Raw genomic sequence first — 14,848 nt, 5'->3', positions numbered from 1 at the left:
CAGGAGTCACCTGTTGAGCACCGCACTTGCCGCCCTCGAGCTGACCAGCGCCCAGCTGGGCATCTGGAACGCGCAGCGGCTGGAACCGGATTCGCCGTACTACCTCGTCGGCGACGTCGTGGAAATCGCCGCGATCTCCGGCGAACCGGTCGACGTCGCGGCGCTGGCCGAGGCGATCCGGGCGACCGCCGAGGAAGCCGAAAGCCTTCGCCTGCGGGTGCTCGACACCCCGGACGGCCCTCGGCAAACCGTGTCCGCCGAGCCGGTGCCGTTGCCGGAAGTCGTTGACCTGCAAGGGGAATCCGACCCCTTGGCGGCGGCGCACGCACGGGTCGCGGCGGAGCGGCGGCGGGTGGCGGAGGCGTGTCGCGGGATGCTGGACCGGGCGTTGTTCTCGCACCTGATCCTCCGGCTTTCCGACACCGAAGTGTGGTTTACCCAGCTGGGCCACCATTTGGTGTTCGACGGGTACACCGCCGCGATGCTCGCCCGGCGCACGGCCGCCCGCTACACCGCGGCGGTGCGAGGCGAAGACGTGCCGCCCTCGACGTTCGGCCGGTTCGCTGATCTGGTGGACGCCGACCGTGCGTACCGGATGAGCGAACGGTTCACGCAGGACCGCGCGTACTGGTGCGATCGGTTCACGCCGATGCCGGAGCTGGCCGAGGACGCGAGCGCGGCCGGGCTGCCGGAAGCGACGTTCACCGCGCGCGCCGAACTCGCCGCGGACGAGGTCGCCGGTCTTGGCGAGCTGGGGAAGCGCGCCGGGACGACCTGGGGCGATGCGCTGATCGCGTGTTATGCGGCGTTCCTGCACCGGATGCTCGGGACGGCGGACGTCGTGTTCGCGGTGCCGTTGATGTGCCGGTTCGGAGCGGCGTTGCGTACTCCGGCGATGGCAGTCAACGTGCTGCCGTTGCGGGTCCGCGTGCAGCCGGGCGACCGGCCGGAGGAGCTGACCGCGCGGGTCGCGGAGGCGTTGCGGGAAATGCGCGCGCACCAGCGGTACCGGGGCGAGAACCTGCCGCAGGACCTGGCGGTGCCGGGCGCGGGAGCGCTGCTGCACGGACGCGGGATCAACCTCAAGGCGTTCGACCTGGAGCTGGCGTTCGGCGAGGCGCGCGGGACGATGCGGAACGTCGCGGGCGGGCCGCCGGAGGACATGGGGCTCAGCGTGCTGCCGACGGCCGGCGGCGGGCTGTTGCTGGGGTTCGAGGTCGACGCGCGGTCGCAGGATCAGGCTGGAGTCGATGCGCAGCTCGCGGCGTTGAAGGCGTTGATCTCCGCGTTCACTCGGGCGGACGCTCCGGTGGTCGGCGGGGTGGACCTGGTTCCGGACGTCGACGCCTTGCTCGCCGAATGGTCGACACCCGCTGTCGCCGCGCCGGAAGAAGGGCTCTTGGAAGGGCTCGACGGGCAGACCGCGCTGGTCTGCGGCGACGAGCGGCTGACTGGCGACGAGGTGCGGGACCGGGCGCATCGGCTGGCGCGGGCGCTGCGGGCGCGCGGCGTCGGAGCGGACGACGTGGTGGCGCTGGCGTTGCCCCGGTCGGTCGATCTGGTGGTGGCGCTGCTGGCGGTTCTCGACGCGGGGGCCGCGTTCCTGCCGCTGGACCTGGCTCATCCGGCGGAACGGTTGCGCTCGCTGGTCGCCGAGGTGACTCCGAAGCTCGCTGTGACGGACTCGGATCTGCTGCCCGGGGTGCCGCAGCTCCGGTTGGACGATCCGTCGGTCCGGGAAGAGATCGCCGGGTATTCGGCGGGGGAGCCAGCGGACCGGCACCCGGAACACCTCGCGTACGTCATCTTCACCTCGGGCTCCACCGGGCAGCCCAAGGGAGTGCTGGTCCGGTCCGGGGGGCTGGAGACGTTGCTGCGGAACCATCGCGCTACCACCGTCGCCGAGACCGCGCGGGGGCGGCGGCTCCGCGTGGCGCACACGTATTCGTTCGCCTTCGATTCGGCGATCGAGCAGCTGCTGTGGATGCTGTGCGGGCACGAATTGCACGTCTACGACACGGAAACCGCGCGCGACGTCGACGCGCTGCACGCTGCTTTCGTGCGCGACCGGATCGACGTCATCGACACCACGCCGTCGATGGCCGCGCCGTTGCTGGACGCGGGTTCGCTCAATCCGGCGCTGCTGGTGCTCGGCGGCGAGGCGACGCCTCCGGCGTTGTGGCAGAGGATCGCTTCGTCCGGTATCCGGGCGCGCAACATCTACGGCCCGACTGAGGCCACTGTGGACGGTGCCAGCGCGCCGATCACCGGGGACGAACCGGTGATCGGATTCGCGGTGCCCGGGACTCGGGCGTACGTGCTCGACGCCGCGCTGCGGCCGGTGCTTCCGGGAAGCCGCGGAGAGCTGTACCTCGCCGGGCCGCATTTGGCTCGTGGTTACCTCGGCCGTCCGGGCGGGACGGCCGAGCGGTTCGTCGCCGATCCGTTCGGGCCGCCGGGGGAGCGGATGTACCGCACCGGCGACGTCGTGCGCTGGGTGCCTGGCCGGGGGCTGGAGTACCTGGGGCGGCGCGACGGACAGGTCAAGATTCGCGGCCACCGCGTGGAATTGGGCGAGGTCGAGGGCGCGCTGGGTGCGGTGCCGGGGGTGCGGGCGGCCGCGGCGGCGGTGCGCGGGCCGCGGCTGATCGGGTATGTCGTGGGTGCCGGGCTGGTGGCGGACGACGTGCGCGCGACGCTCGCGCAGCGGTTGCCGGAGGCGATGGTTCCGGCGGCGATCGTGGTGCTGGACGAGCTTCCGGTGACCAGCAACGGGAAACTCGACCGGGCCGCGCTGCCCGCGCCTGCGGCGGCAGACGGCGGACGCGAGCCGCAGACCGAGCGGGAACGGTTGCTGTGCGCCGCGATCGCCGAGGTGATCGGCGTGGAGCGGGTCGCGGTCGACGATGATTTCTTCGCCCTCGGCGGCGACAGCATCACGGCGATCAGCGTGAGCAGCCGGTTGCGGGCGCACGGACTCGACCTCCGGCCGCGCGATTTGCTGGCGCGGCGCAGCTTCGCGGCACTGGCGGCGGCGAGCCGGAATCTGTCCGAACCGGACAGCGAGCCGGACGAGCCGATCGGCGAGGTTCCGGCGCCGCCGATCGTGCGGACGTTGTTCGACCTGAATCCGGATCTGGACGCGATCGTCGGGTATGCACAGTGGACAGTGCTCCGAGTGAACGGTCCGGTGCCGGGGTTGCGCGAAGGCGTTCAGGCGATTCTGGATCACCACGACGTGTTGCGGCTTCGCGTCGAATCCGATGGCTCGTTGGTGGTCCGCCCTCGGGGAGCCGTTGAGGCGTCGGTCAGCAAGGCGACGGGGAATCCGGCTGAAGTGGCGGAACGACTGGCGTCCGAATTGGACCCGCGCGCCGGGGAGATGCTGCGCGTCGCGCTGGTGGGGGACCAGCTGGTGATTGTCGTGCACCACCTGGCCATCGACGGGGTTTCCTGGCGCATCCTGCTCCCTGATCTGCAGACGGCCTGCGAGGGCGGGGTCCTGGAGCCGGTGCGCACTTCCTGGCGACGCCATGCCTTGACGCTCGCTGAGCAGGGCGCGAGCGGTACGTGTCGCGGGGAGCTGGAGTACTGGCGGTCGACACAGAAGAGCAAGCTCGACCCGGCGCTCGACACTGTTGCCACCGCACATCGTTCGGTCACCGTCGCCACCGAAGAGGAAAGCACGGCGATCCTCACGACCCTGCCCGCGGCCTATCGTGCCGGCGTCGACGAGGTGCTGCTCGCTGCGCTCGTGCTGACGCTGCGCGGCGACGAAGACGCGTTGACCGTCACGATGGAAGGCCACGGCCGCGAAGGGCTGGACCTCGCCCGCACCGTCGGCTGGTTCACCGCCGAGTACCCGGTCCACATCGAACTGTCCGGTGTGGACACACTCGACCGGTTGCTGCGCGCGGTAAAGGAAGCCCGTCGCGCGGTGCCGGACGGCGGGGTCGGCTTCGGCGTCCTCCGGTACCTCGATCCCGGTGCTGAGTTCGCGCCGGAAATGCCGGACGTGCTGCTCAACTACCTCGGCCGGTTCACTCCGCTGTCCGGCGGATGGAAGCTGCCGGACGAGGATCCGTTCGCCGTCATCGAGCCGCCCGCGAAGGCGCTGGAACAGATCCTGGCGCTGAACTGCTTCGTCCGCGAGGAAGAAACTCCGCGGATCGCCGTCGAATGGACCGCTGCCAGCCGGGTTCTGCCGCCGGAGGAGGTCGAACGCCTGCAGGAAGCGTGGGCGGCGGCGCTGGCCGCGTTGGCGGCACATGCGCGGGAGAACGCCGGCGGGCTCACTCCGTCGGATCTTCCGCTGGTCACGATCGCACAGGACGACATCGACGCCCTCGAACAGCAGGGTCCGCTCGCCGACGTCCTGCCCGCGACGCCATTGCAGGCCGGGCTTTCGTTCCACACGCTGACCCGGGGCGGGCCGGACGTCTACACCGTGCAGGCGGTCACCCGGCTCGAAGGACAGCTCGATCCGCACCGGATGCGGGCCGCCGCCGAGGAGCTGTTGCGGCGGCACCCGGCGCTGCGCGTTCACCTGCACACGACAGCGGCGGGCGAGGTCGTGCAGGTCGTGCCTGCCGACGTGCATCTGGACTGGCGGCACGTCGAGCACCCGGAGAACGCCGACGACGAGTGCGCGTCCGAGCTGGCCAGGCCGTTCGACCCGGCGGTGCCGCCGCTGATCCGGTTTCTGCTGCTCACCCTCGGCCCGGCCGAACACCGGCTGGTGCTGACGATCCATCACGCGCTGCTCGACGGCTGGTCGATGCCGCTCGTCGGCCGCGCCCTGCTGGCCACCTACGCCGAGCTGGACGGCGGACCGGCCGCTCCGGTCGCGCCGTCGCTCACGGAGTACCACCGCGTGCTGGCCGCCCGCGACCACGACGCGGCCGTCGAGGCCTGGCAGACTGCGTTGGCCGGCCTGGAAGAAGGAACCCGGCTCGCCCCGGCGACCACGGAGTCCGCTTCGGACCGTCCACAGCGGATCTGGGTGGGACTCGGCGCGGAGTTCAGCGAGCAGCTGCGCGTCTTCGCCCGAGAACGCGGCGTGACGCCAACGGTGGTGTTCCAAACCGCGTGGGGCGTTCTGCTGGCGCGGCTCACCGGACGCCAGGACGTGGTCTTCGGCTGCCCGGTGTCCGGACGGCCGTCCGACGTTCCCGGCGTGGAAGCGATGATCGGCCAGCTCGGCACGACCATTCCGGTGCGCGTGGCGTTCGCGGCGTCCGATCCGGCCGCGGAGGTGCTGGCGCGCGTGCAGGACGAGAACGCGCGGCTCACCGACCACCATCACCTCGGCCTGCCGGACATCCAGCGCGCGGCGGGCGTCGGCGATCTGTTCGACACGATGCTGGTGATGGAGAACTTCCCGCTCTCCAGCCGGGAACGCGAACCGCTCGCGCCCGGGCTCGACCTCGCCGGCGTCGACATCACCGACGCGACGCATTACCCGCTGACGGTGATCGTGCTGCCCGGCGACGAGATCTCGATCGGCCTCGGCTACCAGCCGAACGCCTTCGACGAGCCGACCGTGCAGGCATACGGCCGCTGGCTGACGACGCTGCTGCACGAGATCGTGGCCGACCCGCAGCAACCGGTCGCGCGGCTGCGTTCTCTCGGTACCGAAGAGGAAGCCGCGCTGCTGAGCCAGGGAACTGGGCCGGAGCCACGGCGGGACGCCGGTACCTGTCTGGAGGAATTCGCCCGCTGGGTACGGGAAACTCCCGACGCCGAAGCCGTGGTGTGCCGGGATCGCCGCCTGACCTATGCGGAACTGAACCAGAAGGCGAACCAGCTCGCGCTCGCCTTGCGGGCCGCCGGAGTGCGGGAACAGGACCCGGTCGCGGTGCTGCTGGAACGGGACATCGACTTGGTCGTCGCGCTGTTCGGCGTGCTCAAGGCCGGTGCGGTCCATATTCCGATGGATCCCTCCTATCCCGCGGAACGCTTGGCGCATCTGGTAAAAGACAGCGCGCCCGCCGCTGTGGTGTCCACTTCGGACCCTGGCTTCGGCATTCCGGTCATCGACCCGCAGATCCTCAATGGACCGTCTGCTTGGGACGACGTGCTTCCCCGGCCGGACTCGCTGGCGTACGTGATCTACACGTCCGGCACCACCGGAAAACCCAAGGGCGTCGCGATCACCCACCGCGGCCTTCCGAGCCTGGTCGCGCTGCAGGAGGACATCGTCGGCATCCGCCATGGCGAGCGGTACCTGCACTTCGCGTCCACGAGCTTCGACGTGTCGTACTGGCAGTTCTTCCTCCCGCTGCTGTCCGGCGGCACCTCGGTGATCGCGCCGGAGGAGGTCCGCGGCTCGGGCGACGACCTGCTCGCCTATGCCGCCGAACACCGCGTCACCGGGCTGAACCTGTTGCCGTCGTTCCTGTCCGCGATGCCGGACGACGCGACGGTCGGCCCGGAGGTGTTCTTCGTGGTCGGCGCCGAACGGCTCGACCCGGAGCTGGCGCGCCGCTGGGGCGACCGGCGCGCGCTGTTCAACGCCTACGGCCCGACCGAGGTCACGATCAACTCCGTCACCTGGGTGTACTCCGCCGACGACCCCGGGCCGCTGCCGATCGGACGGCCGGACCCGCAGGTGCGGGCGTACGTGCTGGACGCGGGGCTGCGGCCGGTCGGGACCGGCGTCACCGGCGAGCTGTATCTCGCCGGGCCGAAGCTCGCGCGCGGGTACGTGAACCGGCCGGGGCAGACCGCGGAGCGGTTCGTGGCCGACCCGTTCGGCGCGCCCGGCGACCGCATGTACCGCACCGGCGACCTCGTGCGCTGGCGGCCGGACGGCCAATTGGTCTTCCTCGGCCGTGCCGACCACCAGGTGAAGCTGCGCGGGTTCCGGATCGAGCCGGGCGAGATCGAATCGGCGCTGGCGCGGCATCCGGACGTGCGGGCCGCGGTCGTGCTCGTGCGCGAGGACCGGCCGGGGGACCGGCGGCTGGTCGGCTACGTCGTGCCGGTCGACGGCGCGGACCCGGATCCGGCCGCGCTGCGCGAGTATCTGGCCGCCGAACTGCCCGCGCACATGGTGCCGTCGGCGGTGCTCTCGCTGGAGCGGCTGCCGCTCGGGCCCAGCGGCAAGCTCGACCGGGCCGCGCTGCCCGCGCCTGGGCCGCGCAACGTCGCCGCTGCTCGCCAACCGGCGACCGAGGCGGAAACCGTGCTGCTGCAGGTGGTTCGGGAGCTGCTCGGCCCGGACGTCACTATCGACGACGGGTTCCTCGACGCTGGTGGCGACAGCATCGCGTCGCTCCGGCTGGTCGCGCGTGCCCGGCGGGAGGGCCTGCACCTGACCGCGCGGGACGTTTTCGAGGGCGGCACGATCGCCGGGATCGCGGCCCGGTGCAGCGACAAAACCGTGGTGGTGTCGCCGGATCTCACTCCCGCGGTCGGAGACGCGCCGCTGACGCCCGTCATGCGTGACCTGCTGGAGCGCGCTGGTTCGGACGCGGACGGGTTCTGTCAGTGGGTCGAGGTGTGCGTGCCGTCCGGCGGTGACGTGCCGAAATGGCGGGCGGCGCTGGACGCGGTGCTCGAACGGCACGACGTGCTGCGGTCGCACTTGGCCGGCGAGGTGCTGCGCGTTCCGGAACCTGGCACGGTCACCGGGGCGGACGTGCTGATGGTCGTTCCAGCGGGCGAAAACGCGGATCTGCGGGCGCTGCTGGACGAGCAGATCGCGGCGGTCCGGTCCACAATGGACCCGCGGACCGGCCCGATGCTGCGTGCGGTGTGGGTGGACGCCGGGCCTGCGCGTCCGGGGCGGCTCGCGCTGGTCGCACACCACCTCGTGGTGGACGCGGTGTCGTGGCGGATTCTTCTCGACGACCTTGAGCAGGCGTATCTCGGCCACAAGCTGCCGGATCGCGGGCCGTCGTTCCTCGGCTGGGCGCGCGCGTTGGTCGCGGCCAAGCCTGCGCGGCAGGTGGAAAGCTCGCACTGGCAACGGGTTTCGGCATCATCCCGTCCCGTGCGCGGAACTGCGCGGCACCACGAGATCGAGGTGTCGGAGGAGACCACGCAGGCGGTGCTGACGACGTTGCCGGGCGCGTACCGGACCGGTCCGGACACGGTGCTGCTCACCGCTTTCGCGCGGGCTTACCGGGCCTGGCGCGGTTCGGAGTTGCTCGTCGCGCTGGAGAGCCACGGCCGTCCGGACCACACGCCGGACTTCGCCGGAGCCATCGATCTGTCTCGCACGGTCGGCTGGTTCACCGCGATGTACCCGGCGCGGATCACACCGCCCGCGGGCGAGACGGCGATCGCCGCGGTCCGCGATCAGCTCCGCGCCGCCGGCGACGGGCTCGGATTCGGAATCCTCGGCGGAACGTCGACCGGCGCGGACGTCAGCTGGAACTACCTCGGCCGGTTCGAGGCGGCACCGCAGGCGGAGACTCCCTGGCAGCGTCCGCCGGACGCCGATCCGCTCGGCTCCGCCGGCGGACCGCTCGGGCACGCGCTGATGGTGAACGCGATGGTGCGCGACGATCGGCTGGCGGTGCGGTTCACCTGGCCGTCTTCGGAGTTCAGCGCGGACGAGGTCGCGGCGCTGGGCACGGCGTTTCAGGAGGAACTCGCTGCGCTGGCCGCTGCGGTTCCGGCTGGCGAGCTGCTGCCGTTGACGCCGCTGCAGGAGCTGATCCTGCGCGAATCTCGGGCGGCGGACGAGGATCCGTACCCGGTGCAGGCGGCGTTCTCGCTGGCCGGAGGCCTGGACGTACGCGCGTTGGAGGCGGCGGCGAACGCGTTGGCGCGACGGCATCCGAACCTGGGCGCGGTCTTCCCGGCCGGGCACGAGGTGCAAGTGCTGCCGACGGAGCCGCAGGTCGGCTTCCGAGTGCTCGAAGCGGCTGCGAACGTCGAGCAGCTGCTTGCGGAAGACCTGGCCGAGCCGTTCGATCTCGTCGCGGGGCCGTTGCTGCGGGTCACCGTGCTCCGGCACGGCCCTGATCGGCACGAACTCGTGCTGACCAGCCATCATCTGCTGTCCGACGGCTGGTCGGCGCCGCGGATCCTGGGCGAGTTGTTCGCCGGGTACTCCGGTGATTCGCTGCCGGAGGCGGTGCCGGTGTCGCGGTACACGCGATGGCTCGCGGCGCGGGACCATGCGGTCAGCGGACATGCGTGGCGGACGGAACTGGTGGATCTGCCGTCGCGGAAGCTCCTGAGCGGACCGCCCGCGGCCGTCGAACCGGAACTGTTCACTGTGGACGCCCAGCTGGTTTCCGCCTTGACTCGGGCCGGTGCCAAGCACGGGGTTACCGCTGGAACGTTGCTACAGGGCGCGTGGGCGGCAGTGCTCGCCGCGCGCGCCGGGGTTGCCGATGTCGCGTTCGGGGCGATGGTTTCCGGCCGGACGTCCGAAGTGGACGGTGTCGAGGAGATCCTCGGGCTGCTCGCCAACACCGTGCCGGTGCGGGTTCGTTTCACCGGAACGGTGGCGGAGACACTCGCGCAAACCCAATCCCGGAACCAGGAATTGCTGGCGCATCAGCACGTCGGCCTGACGGAGCTGTGCGCGCTGACCGGGCAGGGCCAGCTGTTCGACAGCCTCGTCGTGTTCGAGAACTATCCGGTGGACCCGGCGAAGCTGCGCGAACCGGCTCCCGGGCTGACGATCACCGGGACCCGCTTCCGCGAACGCACGCACTACCCGATGACGGTGACCGTCGTTCCCGAACTCGCGGGCGGCTGGTCCGGCGTATTCGGCTACCAGGCCGGGATTCTGCCGGCCGCGGAAGCCCGGACGCTGGTCGCGGACCTGCTGCGGCGCCTGGCCGAGCTTCCCTCTCGGCTGGACGAGGACGCGGGCGAGTGGCTGCGGTGAACCTGTGGCGGACCGCGTTCGTGCTCGTGCTGGGCACGTTCATGGCGACGCTCGACAGCACGATCGTCTCGGTCGGCGTGGAAACGCTGGCGCAGCGCTTCGACGCGTCGGTCGCCGAGGTCCAATGGGTCACCACGGCGTATCTGCTGGCGGTGGTGGCCGCGGTGCCCGCGTCCGGCTGGCTGGCCGCGCGGTTCGGCGGGCGGCGGACGTGGCTGACCGCCGTGGTCGTGTTCGTGCTGGCGTCGCTGTTGTGCGGGCTCGCGGGTTCGCTGCCGATGCTGGTGGCGTTCCGGGTGCTGCAAGGGCTGGCGGGCGGTCTGCTTCCGCCGACGGGGCAGGCGTTGCTGGCGCGGGCGGCCGGACCGGAGCGGATCGGGCGGCTGATCAGCGTCGTCGGCGTGGTGCCGTTGCTGTCGCCGGTGCTGGGCCCGCTCGCGAGCGGGACGATCCTCACCGTCGCGGACTGGCCTTGGCTGTTTTACGTCAACCTGCCGGTCGGAGTCGTCGCGGTGGTGCTCGGACTGCGGTATGTCGCCGCCGACGCGCCGGCCGATCCGCGCGAGCCGTTCGATTTCCGTGGCGCGGCTTTGCTTTCACCCGGACTGGCCGCGGTCGTTTTCGGTCTGACCGGATTCTCCGACGGATACCCGAAGCTGCTTTCCTCGGCGGCGGTCGTGGCGGGTTTGCTGATGCTGGCTGCGTTTGTCCGGCACGGGTTGCGGGTGCGGGCGCCGTTGCTGGACCCGCGATTGTTCACCCGGCCGCCGTTCGGAGCCGCCGCGTTGGCGTTGGTCGTGCTGGGCGCTTCGGTGTTCGGCACGATGTTCCTTCTGCCGTTGTATCTGCGGCGCGGCGCGGGATTGGACGCGTGGGAAACCGGATTGCTTTTGGTACCGCAGGGAATCGGTGCTGCTGCGGGTTCGGTGCTGGTGCATCGCATGGTGGACCGAGCGGCTCCGCGGACGCTGGTGTTGTCCGGGATCGGCTTGGTCGTGCTGGGAACGGCGGCGTTCACGCAGCTGGGTCCGGAACTTCCGGATGTCGTAGTGGTCATTTCCTTGTTGCTGCGGGGATTCGGGGCGGCGATGATCAGCGCGCCGGTGCTCGCGTTGGTGTACCGAAGTCTTGAGAAGACGCAGCTGCCGAAAGCGGCTGGCGCGCTGAATTTGCTGAACACCCTGGGCGGTTCGGTCGGGACCGCTGTTCTCGCACTGGTGTTGCAAAACCGTTTGGCCGCAAGGGGCGCCGACGTCGCGGCGGCCTTCGCGGACACGTTCTGGTGGGTGCTCGGTCTGGTCGTGGTGGCGGCTGCCGGGGCGGCGAAGCTGCCTAAGGAAAGGAGCCGGTAAATGCAGGACACGTTGCCCAGCCCGGTGGAGGTGACCGCCGGAGTCGCGCCGGACATCGCGCGGCACCGCGAAACGGTCTCGGCGGTGCTGGCCCGGCGCGATCCGCGGTTGCTGGTGATCGTCGGGCCGTGCTCGGTGCACGATCCGGAGGCGGCGCTGGAATACGCCGGGTTGCTGGCTGGGGCGGCGGCGCGGTATTCGGACGATCTCGTAGTGGTTTTGCGCGCGTATCTGGAAAAACCGCGGTCCGTGACCGGCTGGACCGGGTTCTTGCCGGATCCGACGCTGGACGGCAAAGGCGATCTCGCCGCCGGCGTCCGGCTGGGCAGGCAGTTCCTGCTCGACGCGGCGGCGACCGGGTTGCCGTTGGCGTATGAATTCGTGGATCCGGTGCTGGCGCCGTATGTCGCGGACACGGTGAGCTGGGGCGCGATCGGGGCGCGGACGGTGGCCAGCCAGCCGCATCGGCAGTTGGCTTCCTGGTTGCCGATGCCGGTGGGGATGAAGAATTGCGTGTCCGGGCGCTTGGGGCCTGCGGTGGATGCCATTCGCGCTGCGGGGGCGGCGCACGCGTTCCCGGGGCTGGGCGTGGACGGGCGGATGAAAACGTTGCGCAGCAGCGGAAATCCGGACGCGCATCTGGTTCTTCGCGGAGGCCCGGCGCCGAATTACGACGCGGCGTCGGTCGCCGAGGCGATGGGATTGCTGGGTGACGCGGGGCTGCCGCGAAGAGCCGTGGTCGATGCCGCGCACGGGAACAGCGGGAAGGACCACAACCGGCAGCCGGGGGTGGTCGCCGACTTGGCGGCGCAGATCCGGGACGGGGCCGCGATCGCCGGGGTGATGATCGAGTCGTATTTGCGGGACGGGGCACAGGATCCGGAGCGGGTGCCCGCTGATCCGGCGGTGAGCCGGACGGACCCTTGCCTCGGGTGGGAGCGGACTGTCCCGTTGCTGGAGTCGCTGGCACTGGCCCGCCGGGCGGGTCGCGGGAAGGTCGTGAGGGGAACCCTGACGGAATCTGATTCCCTGAGGGCCACCCTCACGGACGGCTAAGGCAGCAGGTTTGCTCGGCGGGCGGCGTTGACGGCCTGGAGGCGGGTCTTCGCGTCGAGCTTCCGCATCGCGTTGCGCAGGTAGCTCTTCACCGTCTCCGGACCCAGCCCGAGCGCCTCGGCGATGTCCGAGTTCGTTTGCCCGGCCGCGGCTCCGGCCAGGACGTCCAGCTCTCGTGCCGACAGCGTCGGTTGCGGGCCTTCCGGGACGCCGCCGGCGAGTGAGCGGCAGATGGCGTCGAGGCGATCGCGCAGGTCCGGGTCGTCGAGGGAGGCGGCGATGCGGCGGAGTTCGGCGTGGCTTTCCCGGACCGTTTCGCGGTCGGCCGGCTCGCCGGACGCGACGTCCGGGGCGGGGGCCAGCAGCTCCAGCCGCCGGCGCACCTCGGCGCGGATCGCCAGCTCCTGTTCCAGGTCACGGGCCACTTCGACCATCGCGGAGACCGAGCGGTCGCCGAACCGGACGTGTTCGCGGACTGCGCCGTAGAGGACCGCTCGGACGGTCCGGGACACGATCACCGGCACCGCCATCACCGAGCGCACGCCCTCGGCCTGCACCGCGCGGTCGAAGTGGTGGCTGATCGCTTCGCTGGTGTAGTAGTCCGGCAGCACCACCGGTTTCCGCACGCCGATCGCGCGTCCGCCGAGGCCCTTGCCCTCCGCGACGACCAGGCCGAGCAGCGACGTCGTCGAGTTCCCGACCAGCTCGGTCATCCGCAGCCGGCGTCCGTCGCTGACCACGCCGCCGAAGGACAGCGGGACCTGCGCGGCTGCGCGCAGCCGTACCAGCGCGCGACGGACCTCCGCGACGTCCTCGGCCGGGCCGGGATCGGTGACGGGCATCGGGGCGTCACCCCTTTTCGGGGGTAGTGGGCCTGCTGACGTGCGGTGATAGTACCGCCGACACCGGCCAACGACGACCGTGGAGCACGCTGTGAGCCCTGAGCGGACCACCTTCGACCTGCTGCAGACCTACGCCGCGCCGGACGCGGACGCGACCCATGTGCTGTGCGGACGCCATCCCGCCGACGCCGTCGCGTTCACCCTCGTCGAGGCCGATCTCAGCAGCCGCGACCTCACGTACGGCCAGCTCGAGGCCGCTTCCGCCCGGTTCGCCGCCGCGCTGGCCGCGCACGGCGTGCGGCCCGGCGACCGGGTCGCGACGCTCATGGGCAAGTCCGCCGAACTGGTCACCGCGCTGCTCGCGATCTGGCGGCTCGGCGCGGTCCACGTGCCGTTGTTCACCGCGTTCGCCCCGCCCGCGATCGCACAGCGGATCGTCGGCAACGGGACCCGCGTGGTCGTCGTCGACGCTGGTCAGCGCGCCAAGCTCGACCCGAGCGAGGACCTGCCCGCCGACCCGTCGCGGATCGTCGTGACGACCGGCGAAGCGTCCGGCGGCGATCTGTCCTTCGCCGCGCTGCTGGACGAGCCGCACCCGCTGCCCGACCCGGTCGCGGTCGGCGGCGACGGCACGCTGGTCGAGATCTTCACCTCCGGTACGACCGGCACTCCGAAGGCGGTGCCGGTGCCGCTGCGCGGACTCGCCGGCATCCACTCCTACCAGCAGTTCGGCCTCGACCAGACCGACGAGGACGTCTTCTGGAACGCCGCCGACCCCGGCTGGGCGTACGGGCTGTACTTCGCCTTGCTCGGCCCGCTCGCGACCGGACGGCGCAGCCTGCTGCTGCACGCCGGGTTCAGCCCCGAACTGACCTGGCAGGTGCTCGAACGCTTCGGCGTCACCAACTTCACCGCCGGCCCCACGGTGTACCGCGCGCTGCGCAGCTCGGGCCTGCCGGTGCCGGCCGGTCTGCGGCTGCGGCACTGCTCGTCGGCCGGGGAGCCGCTGACGCCGGACGTCGTGACCTGGGCCGAGGAGGTGCTCGGCTGTCCCGTGCGCGACCACTACGGCCAGACCGAAACCGGCATGGTCGTCGGCAACGCCTGGCATCCGGCCCTGATCGCGCCGGTCAAAACCGGGTCGATGGGCCGGCCGCTGCCCGGGTTCGCCGTCGAGGTCCTGAAGGCGGGCAGCGACGAGATCGCGGAGGCCGGCGAGACCGGGCGCGTCGCGATCGACATGTCCGCCAGCCCGCTGATGCCGTTCTCCGGCTACCGCGACGCCCCCGAGCGGACCGCGGAACGCTTCAGCGCCGACGGCCGCTGGTACTACACCGGCGACATCGCCGCCCGCGACCGCGACGGTTACCTGACTTTCGGCTCCCGCGACGACGACGTCATTCTCATGGCGGGCTACCGAATCGGGCCGTTCGAGGTGGAAAGCGCGCTGACGCAGCACGAGGCCGTCGCGGAAGCCGCGGTGATCGGTGCGCCGGACGAATTGCGCGGGGAATTGGTGGTGGCCTACGTCGTGCTGAACCCCGGCGTCGAGGAGTCGGACGAGCTGGTCGACGAGCTGAAGCAGACGGTCAAAACCCGTCTGGCCGCCCACGTTTACCCGCGGCGGATCCACTTCGTGGCGGAACTGCCGAAGACGCCGAGCGGCAAGATCCAGCGATTCGCGTTGCGGGGCCGGGAACTGAGCACCGCTTCGAGCTGAGTTTTGCGGCGGCCGGTGGCACACT

5 protein-coding genes are annotated in these 14,848 nt (G+C 71.1%); 4 read left to right on the top strand and 1 reads right to left on the bottom strand.

Annotated features, from left to right (window positions below):
• The first annotated feature begins 13 nt into the window (after window positions 1-13).
• From ACZ7OI_RS11945 to ACZ7OI_RS11935, 3 genes are read left to right on the top strand one after another with little or no spacing between them, the layout of a single operon-like run.
• The gene (locus ACZ7OI_RS11945; RefSeq protein ID WP_470264167.1) at window positions 14-9,853 is read left to right on the top strand and encodes an amino acid adenylation domain-containing protein; all 9,840 of its coding nucleotides are present in this window, start codon (window positions 14-16) and stop codon (window positions 9,851-9,853) included.
• Window positions 9,854-9,894: 41 nt separating this feature from the next.
• Window positions 9,895-11,205 carry a DHA2 family efflux MFS transporter permease subunit gene (locus ACZ7OI_RS11940; RefSeq protein WP_470264320.1) on the top strand — a complete coding sequence of 437 codons (1,311 nt, stop codon included), beginning with the start codon at window positions 9,895-9,897 and terminating at the stop codon, window positions 11,203-11,205.
• Complete coding sequence (locus ACZ7OI_RS11935; protein ID WP_470264166.1) at window positions 11,206-12,261, top strand: 3-deoxy-7-phosphoheptulonate synthase; 1,056 nt, start codon at window positions 11,206-11,208, stop codon at window positions 12,259-12,261.
• Here ACZ7OI_RS11935 and ACZ7OI_RS11930 read toward each other — a convergent pair.
• A complete protein-coding gene (locus tag ACZ7OI_RS11930; RefSeq protein ID WP_470264165.1) occupies window positions 12,258-13,103 on the bottom strand; it encodes a LuxR C-terminal-related transcriptional regulator in 846 nt (281 codons plus the stop codon). The genes ACZ7OI_RS11935 and ACZ7OI_RS11930 overlap by 4 nt on opposite strands.
• Window positions 13,104-13,194: 91 nt before the next feature.
• Between ACZ7OI_RS11930 and ACZ7OI_RS11925 the strand changes: the two genes are divergently transcribed.
• Window positions 13,195-14,823: an AMP-binding protein gene (locus tag ACZ7OI_RS11925; protein WP_470264164.1), complete on the top strand. Its 1,629-nt coding sequence runs from the start codon at window positions 13,195-13,197 to the stop codon at window positions 14,821-14,823.
• Window positions 14,824-14,848: the final 25 nt, after the last annotated feature.

The organism is Amycolatopsis sp. NPDC114503, from assembly GCF_055633655.1.
This window is presented reverse-complemented; position numbering and strand designations above follow the sequence as displayed.